The organism is Clostridium aquiflavi (assembly GCF_031344075.1).
In the GTDB taxonomy this organism is placed as follows: domain Bacteria; phylum Bacillota; class Clostridia; order Clostridiales; family Clostridiaceae; genus Clostridium; species Clostridium aquiflavi.
The window spans coordinates 59,951-85,199 of the sequence record NZ_JAVJAN010000003.1; the positions used below are offsets into that span (position 1 = coordinate 59,951).

The 25,249-nt window shown below is 27.0% G+C and carries 25 protein-coding genes and 1 pseudogene; 25 read left to right on the forward strand and 1 reads right to left on the reverse strand.

The window, feature by feature from the left end:
• Positions 1–9: 9 nt before the first annotated feature.
• From mreD to RGC78_RS01625, 21 genes and pseudogenes are all read left to right on the forward strand, one after another.
• Entirely contained in the window at positions 10–501 is a 492-nt protein-coding gene (gene mreD / locus RGC78_RS01525; RefSeq protein WP_252224463.1) for a rod shape-determining protein MreD, read from the forward strand.
• Complete coding sequence (locus RGC78_RS01530) at positions 498–3,383, forward strand: penicillin-binding transpeptidase domain-containing protein (protein ID WP_309555883.1); 2,886 nt, start codon at positions 498–500, stop codon at positions 3,381–3,383. The genes mreD and RGC78_RS01530 overlap by 4 nt, the downstream gene beginning before the upstream one ends.
• 402 nt (positions 3,384–3,785) lie before the next feature.
• Positions 3,786–4,427: a septum site-determining protein MinC gene (gene minC / locus RGC78_RS01535; RefSeq protein ID WP_252214494.1), complete on the forward strand. Its 642-nt coding sequence runs from the start codon at positions 3,786–3,788 to the stop codon at positions 4,425–4,427.
• 18 nt (positions 4,428–4,445) lie between these two features.
• Positions 4,446–5,243, forward strand: a complete 798-nt coding sequence (gene minD, locus RGC78_RS01540; RefSeq protein ID WP_252214497.1) for a septum site-determining protein MinD — start codon at positions 4,446–4,448, stop codon at positions 5,241–5,243.
• A 12-nt stretch (positions 5,244–5,255) separates the two neighbouring features.
• On the forward strand, positions 5,256–5,522 hold the full coding sequence (gene minE / locus RGC78_RS01545) for a cell division topological specificity factor MinE (protein WP_252214500.1): 267 nt from the start codon (positions 5,256–5,258) through the stop codon (positions 5,520–5,522).
• Between the two features lie 123 nt (positions 5,523–5,645).
• Positions 5,646–6,779 (forward strand): rod shape-determining protein RodA, encoded by a 1,134-nt coding sequence (rodA, locus tag RGC78_RS01550; protein ID WP_252214503.1) that lies wholly within the window; start codon positions 5,646–5,648, stop codon positions 6,777–6,779.
• Between the two features lie 70 nt (positions 6,780–6,849).
• Positions 6,850–6,951, forward strand: a pseudogene (locus RGC78_RS01555) (methylglyoxal synthase); the annotation flags it as partial.
• 357 nt (positions 6,952–7,308) lie between these two features.
• Positions 7,309–8,106: a M23 family metallopeptidase gene (locus tag RGC78_RS01560; protein ID WP_252214505.1), complete on the forward strand. Its 798-nt coding sequence runs from the start codon at positions 7,309–7,311 to the stop codon at positions 8,104–8,106.
• Between the two features lie 28 nt (positions 8,107–8,134).
• Complete coding sequence (locus tag RGC78_RS01565; protein ID WP_309555886.1) at positions 8,135–9,010, forward strand: site-2 protease family protein; 876 nt, start codon at positions 8,135–8,137, stop codon at positions 9,008–9,010.
• Positions 9,011–9,218: 208 nt separating this feature from the next.
• Positions 9,219–11,072, forward strand: coding sequence for a TIGR03960 family B12-binding radical SAM protein (locus RGC78_RS01570; RefSeq protein ID WP_309555887.1), 1,854 nt, complete (start codon positions 9,219–9,221; stop codon positions 11,070–11,072).
• Entirely contained in the window at positions 11,056–11,769 is a 714-nt protein-coding gene (locus tag RGC78_RS01575; protein ID WP_309555888.1) for a TIGR03936 family radical SAM-associated protein, read from the forward strand. The genes RGC78_RS01570 and RGC78_RS01575 overlap by 17 nt, the downstream gene beginning before the upstream one ends.
• Before the next feature lie 72 nt (positions 11,770–11,841).
• Complete coding sequence (locus RGC78_RS01580; protein WP_252224480.1) at positions 11,842–13,290, forward strand: Rne/Rng family ribonuclease; 1,449 nt, start codon at positions 11,842–11,844, stop codon at positions 13,288–13,290.
• A 195-nt stretch (positions 13,291–13,485) separates the two neighbouring features.
• Complete coding sequence (gene rplU / locus RGC78_RS01585) at positions 13,486–13,797, forward strand: 50S ribosomal protein L21 (RefSeq protein ID WP_252214518.1); 312 nt, start codon at positions 13,486–13,488, stop codon at positions 13,795–13,797.
• A 4-nt stretch (positions 13,798–13,801) separates the two neighbouring features.
• Positions 13,802–14,188, forward strand: a complete 387-nt coding sequence (locus tag RGC78_RS01590) for a ribosomal-processing cysteine protease Prp (RefSeq protein WP_252214520.1) — start codon at positions 13,802–13,804, stop codon at positions 14,186–14,188.
• A gap of 4 nt (positions 14,189–14,192) precedes the next feature.
• Positions 14,193–14,492, forward strand: coding sequence for a 50S ribosomal protein L27 (gene rpmA / locus RGC78_RS01595; RefSeq protein WP_003372402.1), 300 nt, complete (start codon positions 14,193–14,195; stop codon positions 14,490–14,492).
• Between the two features lie 337 nt (positions 14,493–14,829).
• Positions 14,830–16,116: a GTPase ObgE gene (gene obgE / locus RGC78_RS01600; protein ID WP_252214522.1), complete on the forward strand. Its 1,287-nt coding sequence runs from the start codon at positions 14,830–14,832 to the stop codon at positions 16,114–16,116.
• Positions 16,117–16,137: 21 nt separating this feature from the next.
• Entirely contained in the window at positions 16,138–16,434 is a 297-nt protein-coding gene (yhbY, locus tag RGC78_RS01605) for a ribosome assembly RNA-binding protein YhbY (RefSeq protein WP_252214524.1), read from the forward strand.
• A 253-nt stretch (positions 16,435–16,687) separates the two neighbouring features.
• On the forward strand, positions 16,688–17,290 hold the full coding sequence (nadD, locus tag RGC78_RS01610; protein WP_252214527.1) for a nicotinate-nucleotide adenylyltransferase: 603 nt from the start codon (positions 16,688–16,690) through the stop codon (positions 17,288–17,290).
• Positions 17,291–17,294: 4 nt separating this feature from the next.
• Entirely contained in the window at positions 17,295–17,861 is a 567-nt protein-coding gene (gene yqeK / locus RGC78_RS01615) for a bis(5'-nucleosyl)-tetraphosphatase (symmetrical) YqeK (RefSeq protein ID WP_252214530.1), read from the forward strand.
• Between the two features lie 71 nt (positions 17,862–17,932).
• Positions 17,933–19,228 carry an LCP family protein gene (locus tag RGC78_RS01620; RefSeq protein WP_252232436.1) on the forward strand — a complete coding sequence of 432 codons (1,296 nt, stop codon included), beginning with the start codon at positions 17,933–17,935 and terminating at the stop codon, positions 19,226–19,228.
• 23 nt (positions 19,229–19,251) lie between these two features.
• Entirely contained in the window at positions 19,252–20,148 is an 897-nt protein-coding gene (locus RGC78_RS01625) for an RluA family pseudouridine synthase (protein WP_309555893.1), read from the forward strand.
• Positions 20,149–20,161: 13 nt separating this feature from the next.
• On the opposite strand, the gene RGC78_RS01630 is transcribed toward RGC78_RS01625, so the two are convergent.
• Entirely contained in the window at positions 20,162–21,481 is a 1,320-nt protein-coding gene (locus tag RGC78_RS01630; protein WP_309555894.1) for a serine hydrolase, read from the reverse strand.
• A 227-nt stretch (positions 21,482–21,708) separates the two neighbouring features.
• Here RGC78_RS01630 and RGC78_RS01635 point away from each other — a divergent pair, with 227 nt between their 5' ends.
• From RGC78_RS01635 to rlmD, 4 genes are all read left to right on the forward strand, one after another.
• Positions 21,709–22,329, forward strand: coding sequence for a helix-hairpin-helix domain-containing protein (locus RGC78_RS01635; RefSeq protein WP_252214542.1), 621 nt, complete (start codon positions 21,709–21,711; stop codon positions 22,327–22,329).
• A 168-nt stretch (positions 22,330–22,497) separates the two neighbouring features.
• On the forward strand, positions 22,498–23,202 hold the full coding sequence (locus RGC78_RS01640) for a hypothetical protein (RefSeq protein ID WP_252214545.1): 705 nt from the start codon (positions 22,498–22,500) through the stop codon (positions 23,200–23,202).
• Between the two features lie 25 nt (positions 23,203–23,227).
• Entirely contained in the window at positions 23,228–23,608 is a 381-nt protein-coding gene (locus RGC78_RS01645) for an RDD family protein (protein WP_252214548.1), read from the forward strand.
• A gap of 16 nt (positions 23,609–23,624) precedes the next feature.
• The gene (rlmD, locus tag RGC78_RS01650) at positions 23,625–24,977 is read left to right on the forward strand and encodes a 23S rRNA (uracil(1939)-C(5))-methyltransferase RlmD (RefSeq protein ID WP_309555895.1); all 1,353 of its coding nucleotides are present in this window, start codon (positions 23,625–23,627) and stop codon (positions 24,975–24,977) included.
• The last annotated feature ends 272 nt before the right edge of the window (positions 24,978–25,249 follow it).

Here is a 25,249-nt window from a genome sequence, read left to right on the forward strand (position 1 = left end):
GGTTTTAGTATGGAAAAATTAATAGTTATTTTAATATCTATAGGATTAGCTATATTGGATAATTCTTTAATTCCGTTCTTTTCTATACATGGGGTATATCCAAGCATATTACTTACTTTTGCTATTGCATACTCACTTGTATATGGAAGAGAAAAGGCAGTCTTTATAGGATCGGTAAGTGGAATACTACAGGATTTATTTTTCTTTAATGTTTTTGGAATAAATTCTATATTAAATTTATTATTATGTCTTTTTGCAAGTATAATTGGTGAAAATATATTTAAAACTAAAAAGTTAATTCCCATAATTTCTATGTTTTTAATAACTGTTTTTAAATATATGGGAATATTTATAATATGCTATTTTTTAAGAATAGATATGGAACTATTCAAAGGTATAGGAATGGCATTATACAATTCTATAATTATGTTTTTTGTATATAAGCTAATTATGAAAATTCCAGATGAGGAATATAAAAAAAGACCATGGAGGTTTAAATGATAGTAAATAAGCCAACAAAGAAAAAGAAAATTTCAAGGTATACTATTTTGAGTATAATAATGTTTATTATCTTTGGAGCTATTACTATAAAGCTTATATATCTTCAAGTGTTAAATTATGATAATTATAAAGAAAGAGCTAATGCCAATTCGACAAGATTCGTATCGGAAAAAGCACCAAGAGGAAAGATATATGATCAAAGTGGTAATTTATTAGCTACTAATATACAAACATATACTCTTACATATACTAAAACTACAGATGCAGATAAAGTGTTTTATTCAACTATGAAAGAACTTTTTAAAGTATTAGAAGAAAATGGAGAAAAATTTCAAGATACTTTAAATTTAAAATTAAATGATAATAATGAAATTTACTTCGAGTATAAAACATCAGATGCAGAATCAAGAAAATATGAAGAAATTAGGTTTAAAAGAGATAGAGGTTTAAATGATGAACTTCACAAAACTCTTTTCAAGGATGTAGAAGAACTTGATGACAATCAAAATCAAAAAATAAATGAAGAATTAGTTAAGATAAGTCCAGAAGATACTTTTTATTATTTAGTCAAGGCTTATAATTTAATTAAGTGTGTTGATCCGAGTCCTAATAAGGAACAAAGTGCAGCATATAGTAAAATGAGCGGAAAAGAAATAACAGATATATTATTACAAAATGGATATTCATTAAGGGATATTAGAAACTTTATTGTAATAAAAGATGCTATAAAAATGCAAAGTTTTAAAGGTTATAAAGCTGTAACAATAGCAAGTAATATAAAAAAAGATACTGCTTTTATAGTTTATCAAAAGCTTAGTTCATTGCCAGGAATAGATGTTAATTTAGAGCCTGTAAGATATTATCCTAATCAAGAATTAGCATCTTCGGCTTTAGGTTATGTGTCATCTATTGATAGTTCACAAAGTGAGAAGTATGAATTAAGAGGATATGATGTATCATCAGATTTAATAGGTAAATCTGGTATAGAGTCAGCATTTGAGGAACAATTAAAGGGTGTTAAAGGTGGAAAAACAGTAAAGGTAAATTCTCAAGGTAGAGTTACAGAAGAACTGTTTAAGCTTCAATCTTATCCAGGAAATGATGTTCATCTTACAATAGATAGTGAAATTCAATATGCAGCAGAGCATGCTTTTGCAGATGGTATAAAGAATATAAGAGAGAATGACTATGATAGTGATGGATCAAGATATTCTAATGCAACAAGAGGTGCTTTAATTGCAGTAGATGTCAATAGTGGTAAGATTTTATCTTTAGTTAGTTATCCAAACTATAATCCTAATGTATTTACAATACCAGGAACGGTAAGTGAAGAAGAAACCAAAGAATATTTTTCACCAGATTATGAAGCTTTTGCAAATCAATTAATACAAAATAAGGGATTAAGTAAAAGTGTTAATCAATTATTTCCAGAAGATGCGAATGGGTATAGAGAAGATGTTAATGATTTATATCCAAAACCATTTTATAATTATGCAACAATGGGAAAAATCCCGCCAGGATCAACATTTAAAGTATTAACATCAATTGCTGCTCTTGAAGAAGGAGCAGTTACTCCAAGTGAAACAATAGTGGATATGGGGGTATTTAAAGAGCATCCTGAAACATTTGGACCGGCATTTGACCCAAAATGTTTAATTTATCAGACTAGTGGTGCTACTCATGGACCTACAGATGTGGCTAAGGCAATACAGGTATCTTGTAACTATTATTTCTATGAAGTTGCTTATAGAATGTATATGTTAAATGGTAAAGGAATTGAAGGATTAAATTCTATAGCAAAATATGCATGGGAATTTGGATTAGGAATTCCACCTGATTCTAAGGAAAAAGCTACAACAGGGATAGAGATAGAAGAAAATTTTGGTCAAACATATAATTTTGAATCATTTAAAAATCAATCAGTATACTATGCTAAATACGAATTAGTAGATTATTTGCAAAAAGGAGATTATAAGGGAGCAGAAAGAAATTTTGTTCCGTTTGATATAGGATTTTCAGAAGATGATACTGAAAAAATAAAAGAAGCTAAAAAGTCTATAAAAGATAAGGTTGAGGAAAGATTAAAAAAAGTTGAACCAGGAAAGGGCATTGAAGAAACAGAAGATGAGTTTTCTAAGAGTATAAAACCTTATGTAAAAACAATAGTAGATAATTCAGATAAATATAAACAAAGCGTGGCTAAGTGGGAAAGTGAAGGTAAAAAATTTAATGCAGATGAGCAAGTTGCTGCAGTTACTAGAATAATTACTAGATTTGCAGTTAATGACAAACCGGCAGAAATAACGTCACCAGCTCAAATAGTATATGCTGCAATAGGTCAAGGTATAAATTTATATACACCTATGCAATTAGCATCATATGTTTCAACTGTAGCAAATGGTGGAACTAGATATAAACTTCATTTAGTAGATAAAATTACTGATAATGATGGAAATGTAGTTCAAGAATTTGGTTCAGAAGTTTTAAATAAAGTAGAAATGAAAAGTGATACAATAAATGCTGTTAGAAACGGTATGTCAAGTGTTAATGAAGCGGAAGGTGGTACTGCTTCCGCTACATTTAGAAATTTCCCTATACCAACAGCAGGTAAAACAGGTACTGCAGATTTTAGAGAGAATCAAAAGGAAATAGGTAGATCACCTTATGCAACATATATAAGTTTTGCTCCATCTGATAATCCTAAAATAGCAGTAGTTGCAGTTGTATTTGATGGAGGACATGGTGGAGAGATAGCTCCAGCAGTTAAAGCTGTTTATGAAGCATATTTTAAAGATCAATTAATTGGAACTAATTATGCATCGCAATCAGAATCATTTAAAAAATATGTATTAGAAAATCCTTTTAATACAACTAAACCATAAATAAATGAAGCGACTGTTACTCAAAACTAATATATAGAAAAATAATAAAAAGTTATCTTAAACGAATTTAAGTTTAAGATAACTTTTTTATTTACGAATAGAAAATTATAAGAAGTTTTTTAAACTTTCAAAAAGTCACTTTTTAACAAGCAGTTTTAAGTGTTAAAGCCAAATTAATATGTACAAAAATAATATAATAATGTTATAATTTAAACTAGGTTGTAATATCAAAAATGAGTATTAATTTTATATTTAATATATACATAATTTATCCTAATATATCATTGCTAATATTATTTAATGTAATAATATTTTAGTTAATGCTATGTTTAAGAAGTGATGAACTAGATAGTTAAATCTTGTTGCTTTACATAAATAATAATCACTTGATTGGAGGTAGCAATGCATAAGGATGGTGTTTTAATAAAGGGAAACAGGGAAGGTATAAATGCGACAATTGATATGGAGAAATTCGAGAGCTTTGAAGACATGTTAAATATGTTAATAAAAAAGTTATCAAAAGGTAAGCATTTTTACAAAGGTACAACCTTAATTCTTAATGTGAATTTAAGTTTGATAAAAAAAAATGATATTCAAAAACTTAAAGAATCCCTTTTAAATGAAATAGAATTAAACGAAATTATTTTTGAACAATTAGAGCAAGAAAGTAATATACAAACGAAAATATTTAATGGGGTATATGAAGGAAAAACTAAATTTATAAGACGTACTGTAAGAAGTGGTCAATGTTTGACTTACCCAGGTAATATTGTAATTATAGGAGATGTTAATAGCGGAGCAGAAGTTCATGCAGGTGGCAATATAATCGTTTTAGGATCACTAAAAGGAAGCGTAAATGCAGGGAATACAGGGAATAAAAAATCTATTATTGCTGCTTTTTTACTAGAACCAGAAATATTAAAAATAGCAGATGTAATAACTATTTCACCAGATGGATTAGAAAAACCTAAGTATCCAGAAATAGCAAAAGTGAAGGACGGAACCATTATAGTTGAACCATATTTAGCAAATAAATATATATAATATCGGAGGAGAATGTAAATGGGAGAATCTATTGTAGTAACTTCAGGTAAGGGTGGAGTTGGAAAAACAACTACAACAGCAAATATAGGTACTGCATTAGCTGCACTTGGTAAAAGAGTTGTAGTTATTGATGGAGATACAGGACTTAGAAATTTAGATGTATTGTTAGGATTAGAAAATAGAATAGTATATACATTAGTTGATGTACTAGAGGGAAGATGTAGGTTAAAACAAGCACTTATAAAAGATAAAAGATTTCAAAATATGTGTTTACTTCCAACTGCCCAAACTAAAGATAAAGACGATATAAGCCCACAAGAAATGCTTAGAATAGTAAATGAATTAAAGGAAGAATTTGATTATGTTATTATAGACTCACCAGCGGGAATAGAACAAGGATTTGAAAACGCTGTTATTGGTGCAGATAGTGCTGTTATTGTTGTAAATCCAGAAATAACATCAGTTAGAGATGCAGATAGAGTTATAGGAAAATTAGATGCTAAAGGTCTAGAAGATCATAAGTTAATAATAAATAGACTTAATTATGAAATGACTAAAAATGGAGATATGCTTGACATAAGTGATATTATAGAAACTTTATCAGTTGAACTTTTAGGAGTTGTTCCTGATGACAAAAACATAACTGTTTCTACTAATAAGGGAGAACCAATAGTATTAGAGGAACAATCATATTCAGGACAAGCATTTAGAAATATAGCTAAAAGAATTACAGGAGAAAAAGTTGATATAATGAATTTACAACAAGAATCAACTGGTTTCTTTACATCATTAAAAAGATTATTTAAACGTAAGTAAGGAGGGTCTTAAATGGGATTTTTTAAGGGGTTGAGCAGTAGACCAACACCTAAGCAAGTTGCAAAGGATAGATTAAAGCTTATACTTATACATGATAGAGGGGAAATTCCTACAGATACTTTAGAAAAAATAAGAAAAGAAATACTTGCGGTAATATCTAAATATATAGAAATTCAAGTAGATGATGTTGAAATATCTGTAAATAAGAGTGAAGATATGGAAGGTGAAAATACTTCTGCATTAATTGCAAGTATTCCTATTAAAAGTATAAGAAGATAAAGCTTATAATAAAATATTAATATTTTATTATGATTTGTTGAATTAATAGCTTTTTATAGAGAAAAATAAGATAATATATATATATAATTTTATTATAAATCTCTATATATTCGAGGTGAGGAATTGCTTAAAAACTTCAAAATTGACTTAAGATTAATAAAAGAAATTGATAAAACTGTATTAATTTCTACAGTGCTTTTAGTGCTATATGGTATTTTAAACATTTATATGTGTACTAAAGGAGAATATGGTTTTGCTTTTGCAAAACAACAATTTTTTTGGCTTGTTTTATCTATAATTGCACTGTATTTTTTTGTTGCTATAGATTATACAATAATATTAAATTATGTTCCAATATTTTATTGGGGATCTGTAATACTGCTTTTAGCTGCTAAGATTCCGGGAATTGGAGTAGTAGTTAATGGTGCAAGGGGATGGATTAGAGTTGGAGGCTTTCAATTACAACCAGCTGAACTTGCAAAACTAGGAATTATACTTATGCTAGCTAAAAAGTTAGATGAGATGGATGGAGAAATAAATAATCTTAAAAGTTTCTTTATACTTGTCTTTTATGCATTGGTACCAGTTATATTTATTGTAACTCAACCTGATATGGGAATGACTATGGTTTGCTTTTTTATAGTTCTTGGTATATTTTATATAGCAGGACTTGATATGAAAGTAATAGGTGGTGGGTTGTTAAGCTTAGTACTATTAATAGTTATAGTTTGGAATTCAGGACTTATTCAATCATATCAAAAGCAAAGATTTACAGCGTTTTTAAATCCTGAAGCAGCAGATGCTACATCTGGATATCACTTAACACAGTCATTAATAGGAATAGGATCAGGCGGAATACTTGGAAGTAGGCCATCATTAAAAATTGATGGAACAACAGGATATTCAGCTCAGAATGTTCCAGAAGTTCAAACAGATTTTATATTTGCAGCAATAGCTGAACAATGGGGGCTTATTGGAGCTATAGTATTATTAACCTTATATGGATTTTTAATATATAAGATGATTTCTATTGCAAGAACATCAAAAGATATTTTTGGATCTATTATATGTGTTGGAATAATTTCATACTTCTTGTTTGCAATATTTCAAAATATAGGTATGACAATTGGATTATTACCTATAACAGGAATAACATTACCATTAATAAGTTATGGTGGAAGTTCACTTTTAACAACTATTATGTCTATAGCTTTAGTATTGAATATAGGTATGAGAAGAAAGAAAATATATTTTTAGATAAAAGATAAAAGCTAGATTAAATGGTTTAGAATAGGGAGTGGGATATATGAGAATAGCATTAATAGCACATGAACCAGATGTATCAGCATTGCTTAGGGTATGCAATGTACATAATATACCGGTTGTTACCAACTTAGGTACAGCAGATTTAATAATTAAACAATTTTAATAAAGGGTATTAATCTTCATGTTAGAAGGTTATATAGAAGCAGGTGATATTAATGTATCATCTGCTTTTTTTGAGTTCTTAAAGTAAATTACTCTGTCCATGAGCTTTATACTACAATATCAACAATGTTTTAAAACATAGCCTAATAAAATAGAACCAAAAAGCATGTACTGTAATAAAATAATAGTATTTTTTTTATTTAGTAGTTAAATATTTCATAATATACGTTTTCTGTAAATATAATTTAATAAGGCATTATATTATACCTAGTATTAAAGAAATAACTAGAATTAATAATCTTTAATTCTAGTTATTTCTCTAATATAAAATTTAAATCATTAATATATGGAGGGAAATATGAGTAACTATAGAAGTCAATATGAAAGATACTACAAGAATATATTGAATCAAAAAAGAGGTATCAATACTAGAAAATCAATTAATCCTTATAATAAAAGATTAAGTTATGCTAATGATTATACAAATTTAAAAAAGAAACCTAGATTTATTAACAAGTTATTATTTCAATGTGTATTTTCTGTAATATTATTTGCTATAATATTTTCTTTGAAAATTACGCCAATACAAAAAACTAGAGACATATATACATTATCAAAACAATATCTAACTCAAGACTTTAGCAAAGATATTAATTATTCTTATGTTATTAGTGTTATTAATAAAATAAAGAGTACTGATTTAAAGGATAAAGCTGTAGATTGTATGAATTTACTTAAAGAAAAAACAAATAAAGTTGAAAAGACTAGCATTAAAGCCAAAATAAAAGATAATTATTGCTTGCCAGTTTTGGCTTCGTACATGAAATTGCAAGGTGATATTAAAGGGGTTTTCCTTGAAGGTAAAGAAGGAGAACAAGTTATTTGTAGTATGGATGGAACTGTTGTTAAAGCTGCAACTGATGATGGAGGACAAAATATACTAATAAATCATGGTAATGGAATTCAAACATACTATGGAATGATTAAAAATTCTGATATTAAAGAAGGGGATGAAATAAAAAAAGGAGAGTATTTAGGAGATTGCAATAAAATATCTAATACTGAAAAAACAGGAGTAATATTTAAGTTTATTTATATGGGAAAGGAACAAGATCCAACTGAATATTTAGATTTTTCTAATTTGAAAAATGTATAATGCAATATCAATGACGTAGGAGTTGAACATGAAAAAATGGTATAGTATTTTTATTATAGAAATTTTAATAATATTTGCTATCTTAGATTTTAAGAGTACACTATTTATAAGTTTTTTTTGGATTATAGCACATGAATGTATTCATATATTGGTTGCTAAGGAGTTTGGTTGTAAATTTTATAATATGAAATTAAATTTATCAGGAACATATGCAGAACTAAGTGATGTTGATGAATTATCAGAAAAGAAAAAGCTTATTTTATATTTATCTGGTCCTGCATTTAATATTTTTATGGTTGTATTTTTATTTTTTATTCAGGAATATGTAGATTCTAATTTTATAAAAAGAAGTATAGATATTAACTTGAGTTTGGGAATATTTAATCTTTTACCAGCATATCCATTGGATGGTTCAAGAATATATGAAATATTGCTATCAAAAAAGTTTTTATATAAGGAATCTAAAAAAATCACAGGAATTTTTAGTTTTATTGTTTCTAGCATATTTTTTATATTATTTATTATAATGATATTTTTACATAAAATAAATATAAGTCTATTTTTAGCTGCTATACTGATGACATATGCTACAATTAGAGAGAAAGAGAAGACAATGTATATAATTATGAGTGATATGATTAAAAAATCAAGAAAATTAGAAAAGTATGATTATATAGAAAATAAAAGTATCTCAGTATATTATAAAAAGGGCTTAGTCAATGTACTAACATTAGTAGATAAAAATAAATTTAATACATTTTATGTTATTGATGATGATATGCAATTACTTAAAATAATTCATGAAGATGAATTGTTAAGAGCTTTAAAGGAGTATGGAAATATAACTTTAGAAGAGTATGTGAAAAAGAACATTAAAAATTTATATGAAAATAATAAAATGTAATTTAGGTATTGTATGAAGTATTGGCAATAATAACGCTGTTTCAAATATACTATAATTGTGTTAGAATAGGGTTATCAAAAAATAAGAAGTATACTTGTTATACTTCTTATTTTAATGTAGAAGATTACAAAAGTTTAAAAATATAACGTCCGAATGAAATAGAAAGAACAATCATATTTTATGATTTTTAAGGAGGAAATTTTTTAGAATGAACAAAATTTCAGATGATATTTTATTTAAGGTTGAAAAGCCGTGTAGATATACTGGTGGAGAATTAAACCAAGTTATTAAAGAACCAAAAGAAGTTGACATAAGATTTGCATTTTGTTTTCCAGATGTTTATGAGGTTGGAATGTCTCATTTAGGAAGTAGAATACTTTATCATACAATAAATAAAAGAAATGATACATATTGCGAAAGAACATTTGCACCATGGCCAGATATGGAAGAACAATTAAGAAAAAATAATATTCCATTGTTTACGTTAGAAACTCAAGATTCATTAGGTGAATTTGATATATTAGGATTCACATTACAATATGAAATGAGTTATACAAATATATTAAATATGCTTGATATGTCAGGAATAACTATTAGAGCATCAAAAAGAGGCGAAGATGAGCCAATAGTTATGGCTGGTGGTCCTTGTGCGTATAATCCAGAACCTTTATATGACATAGTAGATTTCTTTGAAATTGGTGAAGGCGAAGAAATGATGGATGACGTTTTAGAAGTATATAAAAAATACAAGGGTAAGGGTAAGAAAAAGGAATTCTTAAGAGAAATATCAAAAATTCAAGGTATTTATGTACCTTCATTATATGATGTTACTTATAAGGAAGATGGAACAATAAAAGAATTTAAACCTAAATATGATGATGTTCCAAAAGTTGTTACAAAGAGAATTATAAATAATTATACAGATGTTGATTTTCCAGAGAACATCATAGTTCCTTATACAGAAGTAGTGCATGATAGAGTAGTATTAGAAACATTTAGAGGATGTACTAATGGATGTAGATTCTGCCAAGCAGGAATGATTTATAGGCCAGTTAGAGAAAAGAAAAGAGAAGACTTAGTAAAGCAAGCTAGAGAATTAGTTAAAAATACAGGATATCAAGAAATTTCATTATCTTCATTAAGTACTTGTGATTATTCTGAAATAGAAAAATTAATAAAAGATTTAATGGAAGAACATGAGCCAAATAAGGTTGGAATAGCGCTGCCGTCAATAAGAGTGGATGCTTTTTCAGTTGATTTAATAAAGGAAATTCAAAAAGTTAGAAAAACAGGTTTAACTTTTGCGCCAGAAGCAGGATCTCAAAGAATGAGAGATATAATAAATAAGGGGTTAACTGAAGAAAGAATATTAGACGCAGCCAAGAGTGCATTTCAATCAGGGTGGAGTAAATTAAAGCTTTACTTTATGATTGGATTACCATATGAGAATATAGAGGATTGTGCTGCTATTGGAGAATTAGCTGAAAAAATAGTTGCAAAATATTATGAAATTCCTAAAGGTGTTAGAAATAAAGGACTTAGAGTTACATTGAGTACTTCAATATTGGTACCTAAGCCATTTACACCATTCCAATGGAGTGCTATGGAAAGAATGGAAATTGTAAATAAAAAGATAAATGCTGTAAAAGATTCAATAAAAACTAGAGCTATAAATTATAATTATCATGAGCAAAAAACATCATTTATGGAATCATTATTTGCTAGAGGCGACAGAAGATTATGTGATGTTTTAATAAAAGCTTTTGAAAAAGGTGCTAAATTTGATGGATGGTCAGAGTATTTTAAATATGATGCATGGATGGAATCACTAGAAGAATGTAATGTAGATGGAGAATTCTATGTATATAGAGAAAGAGAATATTCAGAAATATTACCTTGGGACTTCATTAATATTGGAGTAAATAGAAAATATTTAGAAATAGAAAATGAAAAAGCTAAAAGAGAAGAATTAACACAAAACTGTAGAAAAGGATGTACAGGATGTGGTGTTAATGTGAACTTTAAGGAAGGGGAATGTTTCGAAGGTGCGATACTTAATTAAATATACTAAAGAAGCAAATGTAAAATTTATTTCTCATCTGGATTTAATGAGGACTATACAAAAAAATATTAGAAGAGCTGAGCTTCCAATGGAGTATTCAAAAGGATTTAATCCACATATGACTATGTCCATAGCTCAACCACTAGCTGTTGGTGTGTATTCTGATGGAGAATACATGGATCTAGTATTTGCAGAGGAAATGAATGAAAAAGAAATTATAGATAGATTAAATTCAGTATCTTCAAGTGGAATAAAATTTAAAGAGGCAACTAAAATTCCATATGTAGAGGGGGAAAAGAAAGTTCCTCAGGGGATGGCATTAATTGATGCAGCGAGATATACAGCAAAAGTTCCTTATGAAAATACAGAAAATCTTGAAAATGAAGTTAATGAACTTTTAAATAAAAACGAGTGGAAGACAATAAAAAAGAGCAAAAAAGGTGAAAAAGAAGTAGATATAAAAACAATGATTAGAGAATTTAAATTTTGGATAAAAGATGATTATCTAGTTATAAATATGGTTATTAATTCAGGTAGTAGAGAGCATTTAGCACCTGAATTGGTAGTTAAATATATACAAGAAAGAACTTCTAATGTTAAAACAGAATCTTTTGTAGATATAAAAAGAGAAGAAATGTATTTCTTAAAAGGTGAAAGATTATTACCATTATATAAAGCATTAGAATTTAATAAATAGTAATTATAGACTATGTTTTAAAACAGTGTTGATATTTAATAATAAAGCTAATTCATTTAGGATGTGAGTGTATTGAAAGAGATTTTTATTGAAAGAAAAGAATCTTTATTAAGAATTGGTATAAGAGAAAATGAAAAGTTAGTAGAGAGTATAGTAGAAGAGAATAAAAATGAACCGATAATAGGAGAAATATATAAGGCAAGAGTAAAAAAAATACTTCCTGCTATTAATTCAATTTTTGTAGACTTAGGATTAAACAAAGAAGGATATTTATATTATAGTGAAGAGCTAAAAAGTACTGGCATAAAAAAAGGTGAAGATATACTTGTTGAAGTTGTAAAAGAGCCAATAAATGATAAAGGTGCTAAGCTTACTACTAAAGTTAGTATACCTGGTAAATATGCAGTATTAAATTGTTATGACAAAGGAATTCATTTTTCAAAGAGAATAGTTGATGAAGAAAAGAAAAAAGAAATCTTAGAAAATTTACAAGAGTTAAATGATGTAGGAATAACAATTAGAACAGAAGCAATAAATGCAGACAGTGAAACTTTAAAAAATGAAATTAATAGACTGTATAATGAATTTCTTAATATAAATAAAAGTTTAAAGTACTCTACTGAAGTTAAGAAAATTTATGGCGAAGATTTGAGCTTATTTAGAATTTTAAGAAATACAATTGGACAGAATCCTGTGAAAATATATGCAGATAATAAAGAAGATTTTGAAAAGATTGAAGATTTTAGTAAAGGTGAAAGTAATGTAGTATTAGAATTGTATTCTGGTATGAGAAATATCTTTGATTTTTATGGACTTGAAAAAGAGCTTTTAAAGTTAAGACATAATAAAGTCAATCTTCCATGTGGTGGTTATATAGTTATTGATAAAACAGAAGCAATGTATGTTATTGATGTTAATAGTGGGAAAAACATAAAAGGAAGAAGTTTTGATAAAACTATTTTAGAAACTAATTTAGAAGCAGCAAAAGAAATTGGAAATCAAGTAAAAGTTAGAAACCTAAGTGGAATAATTGTTATAGATTTTATAGATATGAGAGATAAATCTCAAAAAAATATTGTTATGAGAGAATTAGAAGAAAGTTTTTCATCAGACAAGGGCAATACTAAGATATTTAAATTTACAGAATTAGACTTAGTTCAAATATCAAGAAGAAGACAAGGAAAAAGTATTTATGAGTATATGGAAGAAGATTGTATGACTTGTAATGGACATGGAAGAATTTTGAAATTATCTTATATTCAAGACCTTATAAAAAATGAAATTTTAAGAATAAAAGAAGATAATACAATAAGTTCTTTTTATATTGAAATTGACAATGTTTATAAAGAGAGAATAAAAGGTGATTTATTTAATTTTCTAAAAGAAATAGATTGCCTTGATAAAGAGATATATTTAAATTATATTGAAAATATGGAAGGGTTTAAGATAGAACCTTTAATTTTTCAAAGTCAAAAAGTTAATTTAGAGAAATATAAAATAACACAATTTGACACTATATAAAATGAAAAATATATTATAATGAGCAAAAAACAAAAAAATATAATAAATTTACACTACAAAATAGCAAATTTTAATTTACAAAAAATTAATAATGTGATAAAATGGCTTTTGTAGACCGCACACGTAAGGTTTTAATGAACAAAGTTAAATCTTTGTACCAAAAGTGGCGAGACCGTTAAATGAGGAGGTGTTTTAATGTACGCAGTATTAGCAACAGGAGGAAAACAATACAGAGTTCAAGAAGGAGACGTAATATACGTTGAAAAACTTAACGCTGAAGTGGATTCTACAGTTGAATTAACAGAGGTTTTAGCAGTAGCTAACGATGAAGGTATCAAAGTTGGTGCACCAGTAGTTGAAGGTGCTAAAGTTACAGCTAAGGTTTTAGCTCAAGGAAAGCAAAAGAAGGTTATAGTTTTCAAATATAAGGCTAAAAAAGACTATAGAAGAAAAAATGGTCATAGACAACCTTATACTAAGTTAGTAATCGAAAAGATAGAAGCTTAATATCATGATTAAAGTAGGAATTAATTATAAAGACAGTAGTATTATTGGATTTGTAATAAACAATCATGCCTTATGTGGAGATAGAGACTTTAGAAATGATGTTTCTTTAGTTGGCGAGACATTTGATATGATATGTAATTCTGTTTCAGTCTTATCACAAAGCGTTATTATAGGTTTGGACGAAGTATTAAAACTTAATTCTACTTATGAAATAAGTGATGGATATTTAAAGTTAGATCTTAATGATTTTAACGAAAAAGAGATAGAACAAGCACAGGTTTTACTACAAACTTTTGAAAAAAGCTTAGAAAGTTTAATTTTAAGTTTAGATGAAATGTTTGGAAGTAAGAAACGTAAAGAATATATAACTTTATTGAAAGAGGAGGTGTAGCCTTATGTTAATTATGAACCTTCAATTATTCGCTCATAAAAAAGGAGTGGGTAGTTCTAAGAATGGTAGAGACTCTGAATCTAAGAGATTAGGAGTTAAATCTACAGATGGAGAATTTGTTCTTGCTGGAAATATTATAGTAAGACAAAGAGGAACTAAGATTCACCCAGGAAACAACGTTGGTAGAGGTAAAGATGATACTTTATTCGCAAAAATCGACGGAGTTGTTAAATTCGAAAGAGTGGGTAAAGATAAGAAAAAAGCTAGTGTTTACCCAGTAGACGTTGAAGCAATAGCTGAATAATTATTTTTTGAAATAAAGCACCCAACAGGGTGCTTTTTAAGTTATATTGAATTATTAATATAATATTGATATTACTTTAAAAAAATAACATTAAAATAAATTAATAGTTTTATTGAGTTGAAAAATATTAATAGAACTTTGGTAATTAAACATCATTTTAGATTATTTATGATTAAATTATTATATAATTAGTTAAATTAATTATAAGGGATTTTTAATGTGTTATAATAAAGTGTGATTTTTGAAGACATAATAATTAGTAAAATAAGAATTTAATCATAATTGAGTTTAAAGATATTCTATTTAGGAAAAGAATTTAATTAAGAAGGGTGATAGCATGTTTATAGATAAAGCCAAAGTATTCATAAAGTCAGGAAAAGGCGGAGATGGAGCCATTTCATTTAGAAGAGAAAAGTATGTACCACTTGGAGGTCCAAATGGTGGAGATGGTGGAGATGGTGGAGACATAATACTTCAAGTTGACACTGGAATAACTACTTTATTAGATTTCAAATATAAAAAGAAATTTATTGCAGAAGATGGTGAGAATGGCGGAACATCTAAATGTTATGGTAGAGCTGGTCAAGATCTTATTATAAAAGTTCCAATGGGAACAATAATAAGAGAAGAAGAAAGTAATAAAGTAATAGTAGACTTATCTAAAAAGGGTCAAGAATTTGTACTTGTAAGAGGCGGAAGAGGCGGTAAAGGTAATACTAAATTTGCTACTGCAACTAGGCAAGCACCACATTATGCTGAACCAGGAATGCCAGGTGAAGAATTATCAATAGTTTTAGAATTAAAATTATTAGCTGATGTTGGATTATTAGGATTCCCTAATGTAGGTAAATCAACTTTATTATCAATGACAACTAAAGCTACTCCAAAGATAGCAAATTATCATTTTACTACTTTAAAGCCTAACTTAGGTGTTGTAGCAATAGATGGTATAGAACCATTTGTTATGGCGGATATCCCAGGTATAATAGAAGGTGCTGCAGAAGGTGTAGGATTAGGAATACAATTCTTAAAGCACATAGAAAGAACAAGATTATTAGTTCATATAGTTGATATTTCTGGAATAGAAGGAAGAGAACCTTTTGAAGATTTCGTTAAGATCAACGAGGAACTAAAAAAATATTCAGTTAAATTATGGGATAGACCACAAATCGTAGTAGCAAATAAATCAGATTTACTTTATGATGATGAAGTTTTTGAAGAGTTTGAAAGAAAAGTTAAAGAACTTGGATTTGCTAAAGTTTATAAGATGTCAGCAGCTACAAGAGATGGTGTTGATGAAGTAATAAAAGAAGCAGCAAGAATGCTTAAAGAAATTCCTGTTAAGGAATTAGAAATATCAGAAGATGAAATGTATATACCAGAAGAAAAGAGATTTACATATGCTATAGATGTTGAAAAAGATGAAGAATACAATACTTATGTTATTTCTGGAACTTTTGTAGATAGGTTATTAAGTGCTGTAAATATACATGATGCAGATTCATTAAGATATTTCCATAAAGTATTAAAAAATAAAGGCGTAATGAATGAATTAAGAGAAATGGGTATAGAAGACGGAGATGTTGTTAGATTAAATGATTTCGAATTTGAATACTTATTATAATATAATTTTGGAGGAAAATGAATGTTAACTGGAAAACAAAGAGCTTACTTAAGAGGATTAGGTAGTAATATATCTCCGATATTTCAAGTAGGCAAAAATGGGATAGAAGAAAACTTTTTAACTCAAGTTGCTCAAGCTTTAGAAAAAAGAGAACTTATTAAAATAAAAGTTTTAGAAAATAGTGGTTTAGACACTAGAGAAACTTCAGATTTAATATGCAAGGCTTTAAGATGCGAAGGCGTTCAAGCAATAGGAAATAAGATGGTACTATATAAGAAATCTAAAAATAAACCTAAAATAGAAATACCAACTAAATAATTAGATAAAAAATAAAACCCTTTGTTATAAGGGTTTTATTTTTTTGTATAATAATTTTTAAGATTAGACAACTTTTTTAGTTTAGGTTTCTTGTGAATTTATAATTTAGATTATGTTCATGATATAATAATATAGAAGAATTTACAAAATTAATTAATTTATTATATTATCAGTGTAATATATTTTTCTAATTGAAAAATAATAAAATATAAAGCTTGATGTATTGTAAATAAATTCTGGGAGGAAATATTTAATGAAACGATATGGTATAATAGGAGGGACATTTGATCCTATTCATTATGGACATTTATATATAGCTTATGAAGCTAAAAAGCAATTAAATTTAAATAATGTGATTTTTATGCCAGCAGGTAATCCACCTCATAAAGAAGGTAAGAAAGTAACGGATGCACTGCTAAGATATGATATGGTAAAGAAAGCAATAGAAGATTTTTCAGGATTTTCTATTTCAAATTATGAGATAGAAAAAAAAGGATTCAGCTATACATATGAAACGTTAGAACATTTTAAGGACAATGATGTAGAATTATTTTTCATTACTGGAGCAGATTGTTTAATGGATATAGAAACATGGGAAAGTGCGGATAAAATATTATCTTTAAGCAATTTAGTGGTATTTTCTAGAGGTGGTTTTAGTAATAAAAAGTTAATTAAACAAAAAGAATATATAGAAAAAAAGTACAGTGTAAATATAATTGTATTAACACTAAAAAGATTAGAAATATCTTCAACAGATATAAGGAAAAGAATTAAAGATAAAGAAAGAGTAGATTTCTTTGTTCCTCAACCTATCATAAAATTAATAGAAGAAAACAGCTTATATAAGGAGGAATAATATTTTGATAAGTATAGAAGAAATGAAGTTATATCTTAAAGATAATTTAAAACAAAATAGATATAAGCACACATTAGGAGTTGTTGAAACTTCAAAAAAATTAGCTAAAATTAATGGGGTTTCAATAGAAAAAGCTGAAATAGCAGCTCTTGCTCATGATGTAGCTAAAAATTTATCCTTGGAAAAAATGAAATTAATAATAGAAGAAAATAATATTGAATTAACAAACACAGAAAAAGAAAATTCTAATTTGTGGCATAGTATAATTGCACCAATAGAAGCTAGAAATAAGTTAAAAATTGATAATGAGGAAATATTAGATGCAGTACGATGGCATACTACAGGAAAAGAAAATATGTCTATTTTAACTAAGATAATATATATTGCTGATATGATAGAACCAGGTAGGGATTTTTCAGGAGTAGAAAAAATAAGACAAACTACTTTTGAAAATTTAGATGATGGGGTTTTATTAGGTTTAACTGAAAGTATGAAGGACTTATTAAATAGAAATTTAATCATTGATTTAAATACAATAAAAGCAAGAAATTATTTTTTATTAAAAGAATAGTTATATATGCATAAATAAAGTAGACTAAGTAATTAAGGTTAATGACTTGCATTAGGGGTGAGAAGAAAAGCATGGGGAAAAAAAGAGTGAAAAGATCAAAAAGATCCAAAAGATCGAATAAATCAAATAAAAACAAGCTTGAAAATATTAAGATTAAGAATTTACTAGAAGAAAGTGTATTATTGATATTAGCATTAGTAATAACATTTACTATAGTAGTTATAGGATCTGGATTTTTATTTTTAGGAAAGATAAACAAGAATGATATGATTGAACCTAGTAAGGTATCAATGAATAAGCCTATTAATGTTTTATTATTAGGAATGGATATAGGAGATCCTAGTCAGCCTAATAATAATGCAATAAAACGAACAGATACAATTATGGTTTTGAATTATAATCCTGAGAATAAAAATTTACAAGTTGTTTCAATTCCAAGAGACACTTTGATAGATGTTAATGGCAAAAGTTCAAAGATAAATGCAGCTTATGCAATAGGTGGAGAAAAAAGAGTAAAATCAGAGGTAGAAAAATTGCTTAATATAAGCATAAATTATATTGCTAAAATTGATTATAATGCATTTAGAGAATTTATTGATGCTATTGGAGGCGTCAAAATGCAGATAGAAAGAAATATGATATATGATGATGAAGGACAAAATCTTCATATTAATTTTAAAAAAGGTGAAGTAGTTAAATTAGATGGTAAAAAAGCAGAAGAATTTTTCAGATGGAGAAAAAACAATGATGGTTCAGGATTTGCAAATGGAGATTTAGACAGAATAGAAAATCAACAAAAATTTATATCAAAGGTTATAGATAAATGTACAAGTCCTATGATTATTTTTAAAATTCCAAGTATAATAAAAGCTTTAGGAGATAATATAGATACTAATATGCCTCCATTTAAAGTTATATCATATGGTTTAAAGTTTATTAGAATTAATTCAGAAAAAATGGATATGAAAATAGCTCAAGGTATACCTAAAGATATAAATGGAGAATCATTCCTTGTATTTGATAAAAATTTAAACAAAGATATAATAACATCTTTATCATCAACAGGAAAAGGATCAGAAGATATTTCTAAGTCAGATATTACAATAAAAGTATTCAATGGAACTAAAATAACTGGATTAGCAGCAACCTTAAGAGATGAGCTAACAAAGATTGGATACACAAGGGTTGATGTTGGAAATATTCCAGAGAGAAATGATAGTTCAATTTTAACTAATAATGAGAATATAGCAAGTAAAGTTAAGTCTAGTATTGGAATAAATAAAATTGAAAAAAAATCAGACAAACCAGAATACAAAGATTATGATGTAGTTATAATATTAGGTAAAGATTTTAAAAAATTTGAATAAAAATCAAGGGAGACTTTTAATAGATGAGCATTTTACAAGATAAAGTTAGTAATATTGATGGTAAGATAAAGATAAGAGAGTATTTAAAAGAAAAGTTAGATTTATCAACTAGATTAATAAGAAGTGCATCAAAAGATCAAAGGATATATGTTAACAATTCTGTGGTTAGAATGAATTATATGATTAAAAATGGTGATGTTATAAAGATTGATTTAAACAAAAATGAAAGTCAAAATATAAATCCAGAAAAAATAGATTTAGACATAGTATATGAAGATGAGGATGTTTTAGTTATAAACAAAAAACCATTTATGATAGTTCACCCAACCAAAAATTTTCAAAGTGGTACATTAGCAAATGGAGTATTATATTATTTTCAAGAAACAAATCAAAACTGTATAGTAAGATTAGTTTCTAGACTAGATATGAATACATCAGGGCTTATTATAATTGCTAAAAATCAATTTTCTCATAGTAGATTATCAAAAGATATGAAAGAAAAATTACAAAAAAGATATTTAGCAATTGTTCATGGTAACTTAGAAGAAAAAGAAGGAACAATAGACTTGCCTATTTATAAACCAGAAGGTATAGAATATGGAAGTATGAGAGTTGTTGATGAGAGAGGACAAAGAAGTATAACACATTATAAAGTAATAAAAAGTTTTAAAGGTGGAGATTTAGTTGAATGTCTTCTAGAAACAGGTAGAACACATCAAATAAGAGTTCATTTAAGTCATTTAGGTCATCCTATATATGGTGATGAACTATATGGAGTTGGAGTGGAAGAAAACTTAATAAAGCGTCAAGCACTTCATGCTTATGGATTGAATTTTGCTTCACCAAGGTCTTTAAAAGAACTTTCATTAAGAGCTGAATTACCAGATGATATGAAAGAGTTATTAGAAAAAATAAAATAGAAGAAGATAGGATTTAATCCTGTCTTCTTCTTCTTTTCTTCAATTGATCATCTTGAATTTTAGGTATAGATGTTGTAATTTCTAACAATCTTTTTTTTCTATTTTTTTTCTTTTTATATTCTATTGCTAATGTTAACACAATAAGTAAGGCAACTCCAGAAACACTAGCTCCTATAATCAAGTTTTTTTGATTTTTATCTATAAAAGAATTAACTTCTTCTTTTATAGAATAATCTCTAGAAATACCTGCACATAAATCTAATGTACATAACTCTTCATCATTTAAATATACAGTACCTTTTAATATAACATCGCCTTCATTAAAAGATGATCTATTTAAATTTTTATCTTCAAATTTAATATAAGTATTAAGTTTGTCTTTATCTTCATTTGGAACAACGCAATTTACATCTTTTGAAGCAATAAGAGGAACTGTTATATCATTATGTAACTTAATAGAATCAATTTCTTGTCCTTTTTTATAGAGGTTAGAAAAATAAAAATTATTAAATCCATAATTAAACACAGTTTTCATATCTTCAAAGTTTTTATTTTTATCTAGAGCATTAAGATATGATGCTACTAAAATATGTCCATTATTTTCAGCAGCTATTGCATATGTATGGTTTGATTTAGTTGTATAGCCATTTTTACCTGCAATGGTATATTGATAATAATACATTGAATTCTTATTTATCATATGATTTTTATTATTAATCCATATTGTTCTAGATGAATCATTTTTTATTGGTATTTCATATGTCATAACTTTACATAGTTCTAAAAATTTATCATGTTTAATAGCTTCATTCATAATTAGAGCTAAATCATGAGCAGTAGTTAAATGCTCTGGATCAGGTAATCCACTTGGATTTTTAAAATGGGTATTAACGGCTCCAATTTCAGTAGCTTTTTTATTCATAAGCACTGCAAACTTATCAATAGAAGAAGAAACATGGCAAGCTAAAGCGTTAGCTGAATCATTCCCAGATTCTAATAGAAGCCCAAGTAATAAATCTTTTACAGTAACAATATCACCTTTTAAAAGGCCTATAGTTGTACCATCAACCTTTGTAAAATCTTCAGTAACTACAACCTCTTCATTTAAATCACAATTTTCCAAAGTTAATATAGCAGTCATTACCTTAGTAGTTGAGGCCGGCTCCAAAACTTTATCGGGATTTTTACTAAATAATATTTCTCCAGTTGATGCATCCATTAAAACAGAACCTTCTGCATTTATTTCAGGAGGCGCTGGCATCGCCATTACATTAACGGATGAAACAAGAAATATAAATAGGAAAAAAATAAGTGTTTTAAAATGTGATTTCATAACATTCTCCATAATATTAAAATTTTTTATTACAACAGTTTTATTTTACCAAAGAAAAATATATTATGCTATAAAAATATGAATTTTGATAATAAAATTGTATTTTAATGTATATAATTAAAATAAATGGATGAAATTCTGTTGATAAATTTAAGAACAAACTTATTATTATACTAAAATGTAAATATTAGTTTAAGAAATATTAAGAACTAAAGGAGGTTTTCAAATTGATTAATAAAGCTAATAAAAAAATTGGAATAATAGCAATTTTAGTTATAATACTCATAGCATGTTTATTTACATATATTAAAAGTGGAAAAAACAAATTAGTAAAAAACGATAATACTTCAATTTTTGTTGAAGAAGAAAATCAAAATAGTCATGAAGATGAAAAAATAGAAAAGTTAAAAGATAAAAATATAGTAGTTGAAATAAAAGGTGAAGTAAAAAGCCCTGATGTATATGAATTGAATGATGAGAGCATAGTTAAAGATGTTATTGAAATAGCTGGTGGATTAACAGAAGAGGCAGATATATCTAATATAAATAGAGCTCAAAAACTTAAAAATCATGAATTAATATATATACATAATAAAAATGAAGTAAAAGACAACATAAGTTATTCACAAAGTAATATGAGTACATCTAATAACAGTGGAAAAATAAATATAAATTGTGCACAACTTGAAGAATTAAAAAATATTAATGGAATAGGTGAAGCAAAAGCAAAAAGAATAATAGAATATAGAGAAAATATAGGAGCATTTAATTCAGTAGAAGATATTAAAAATATTGATGGAATTGGTGAAAAAAGTTTTGAAAAACTAAAAGATCAAATAGAAGTTTAACGCTTAAAACATAGATTAAATAATATTTTTGCTATTGACACATATTTGAAATATAATAATGATACAATAATTTATTGTATTGTGGTATTCTAATAAGTAGTATTAATCTAAGAATATAATATAAATTTATATAAATATAATTAAAAATAAAAACTAGGGGGATTTTTAATGTCCAAAAGAATTTGTGCTATACTAATGAGTTTAATAATTACAACATCATTAATTGGATGTATTGGTATAGATAGTAATAAAGCAGAAGACAATAATAATGCTAAAGCTGTAACTGAAGCAAAAAATTCAGATGAAAATTTACAAGGATCGTGGGCAGAAGATTATAGTTTAGAAAAAACAAAAGGATATTTTAAAGATTATTTATCTAAAATGGAAAAAGTAACAGAAGAACTTGGAATGAAATACTCTAAGGAAGATGTAGTAAAAGAAAATGATGGAAACACTATAAGTGTTAATTCAATATATTTCGATAATGAAAAACCAGATCCTAATAAAATAGAAAGCATGTACTTTGGAATGAAGGTATTTGGAGAAGATTTATCATCAGGGGAAATAGAATTAAAATTAAGTTTAAACTTTGACAGTGCAGAAGCAATAAAATCAGGAAACTTTGATTTAGGAAATACATCTTTCAATAAATACATAGCTGCATTTACAGGACAAAGTAGTAGAAATTATTCAGAAATAAATAAACAGATAATAGACGGGTTAAAGAGTGAAAAGGGAGAAGGCATTATAGAAAATTCAATAGATGGATTAAAGGAAGAAATAAGATTTAATAAAAATTATATAGTATATAAATTAAGCACAAAAACTTATAATTTTAAAGATCCAAATCCAACTTTAGAAAATAATAATTAATATAATTAATAAGGGGGAAAATACCTTGAGTAAAGAAGAAAATAATATTAATGAAAAAGAAGATGCTATATTGAACGACACAAAAGCAAAAGAAGAAACTAACAATGAAACAAAAGAATTATTAATGGGAGAGACAAATGAAAATAATAGTAATGATAATAAAGAAAAACCATCATTATTAAAAAAAATATTTGCCAGTGTTATAGACCAATTAGTTACAATGGCACTTTCAGGAGTATCATTAATTATATTTGATTTTATAATAAAATTTATAGGATATAAGGTATCTATGCCATTAGGAATTTTAATTATGTTCTATTTTATAGTAAATGTATTATATATGCCGTTAATGGAAAAAACTAAATCAAGCAAAAGCATAGGAAAAAGAATTATTAATATAAAGTAATTATAGGAGAACGTTTATGAAAAGAGGAAGCGAAGTAAAAGTTAAAATTGAAAAAACACAATTCCCATCGACAGGAATAGGATATTTAGAAGATAAGCCAGTATATGTTAAAAATACATATCCAGGTCAAGTAGTAACTGGTAGGGTTAAAAAGAACAGAAAAGAATACGCTGAATTAAAATTAACAGGTGTAGAGGAAAGAGCAGATTATGAAATAGATGCAATATGTCCTCATTTTGGATTTTGTGGAGGATGCTCATCTCAAACATTATCTTATGAAAAGCAGTTACAAGTTTTAGAAGATGAAATAAAAGATTTATTTAAAGAAGCTGATGTAACTACTGGAGAGTTTTTAGGGGTACTTGGAAGTTCAGAGCAATGGGAATATAGAAATAAGATGGAATTCACATTTGGTGATGAAGAAAAAGGCGGAGATCTTTCAATTGGAATGCATATGAGAGGTAAATCTTTTGGAATAATGACAGTTGATCATTGTAAGATAGTTGATGAAGACTATAGAAGAATAATAAGATTAACTGCAGATTATTTCGGAAAACAAGACTTACCATATTATAGAGTTATGAAAAGAGAAGGATATTTAAGACATCTTGTAATAAGAAAAGCTCAAAATACAGGTGAAATATTAGTAAATCTTGTTACAACTACTCAAATAGATTTTGATTTAAGTGAATATGTTGAATTATTAAAATCTCAAGATTATAAGGGTACATTAGTATCAATACTTCACACTGAAAATAATTCATTCTCAGATGCAGTAATACCAGAAAAGGTAAATGTATTATATGGAAGAGATTATATACAAGAAAAATTATTAGGACTTAATTTTAAAATTTCACCATTCTCATTCTTTCAAACTAACACAAAAGGTGCAGAAAGCCTTTATTCATTAGTTAGAGACTTTATGGGAAGTTCAGAAAATAAAGTTGTATTTGATCTTTACTGTGGAACAGGAACAATAGGTCAAATAGTTGCTCCTAACGCTAAAAAAGTTGTAGGAATAGAACTTATAGAAGAAGCTGTTGAAGCAGCAAAAGAAAATGCTAAATTAAATGGATTAAATAACTGCGAATTCTTGGCAGGAGATGTAGCGGAAATAATAAAAACAGTAAAAGATAAACCAGATATAATAATATTAGATCCGCCAAGAAGTGGAGTCCATCCTAAAGCTTTAGATTACGTAATTAAATTTAATGCACCAGAAATAATATATGTTTCATGTAATCCAAAGACTTTAGTAACAGACCTTAAAGTATTAATTGAAAGAGGTTATAAAATAATCCAAACACAAGTGAAAGATATGTTCCCAAACACACCTCACGCTGAAACTATAGTTAAGCTAATCAAGTAATAGGCATTGAATCAATGCTTTGAATATACATTTGAATTAGTTTGGAAAACAATGAAAGACTATTTGGAACTTGAAAGGTTTGAAGTTAAAAGTCCAAGATCAACAAAAAGGATAAATAGGCTATTTGCCAACATTTTGCCGACATCAATTAAGATGTTGGCATTTTTGATATTATTTCGAGAAAAATTAAAGCGACAGCTTGAACTTGCAGAGGTCAATCACTGCTTATCATTTTATGAAGTATGTGATGAGATAATGTTTATTGTCTTTTT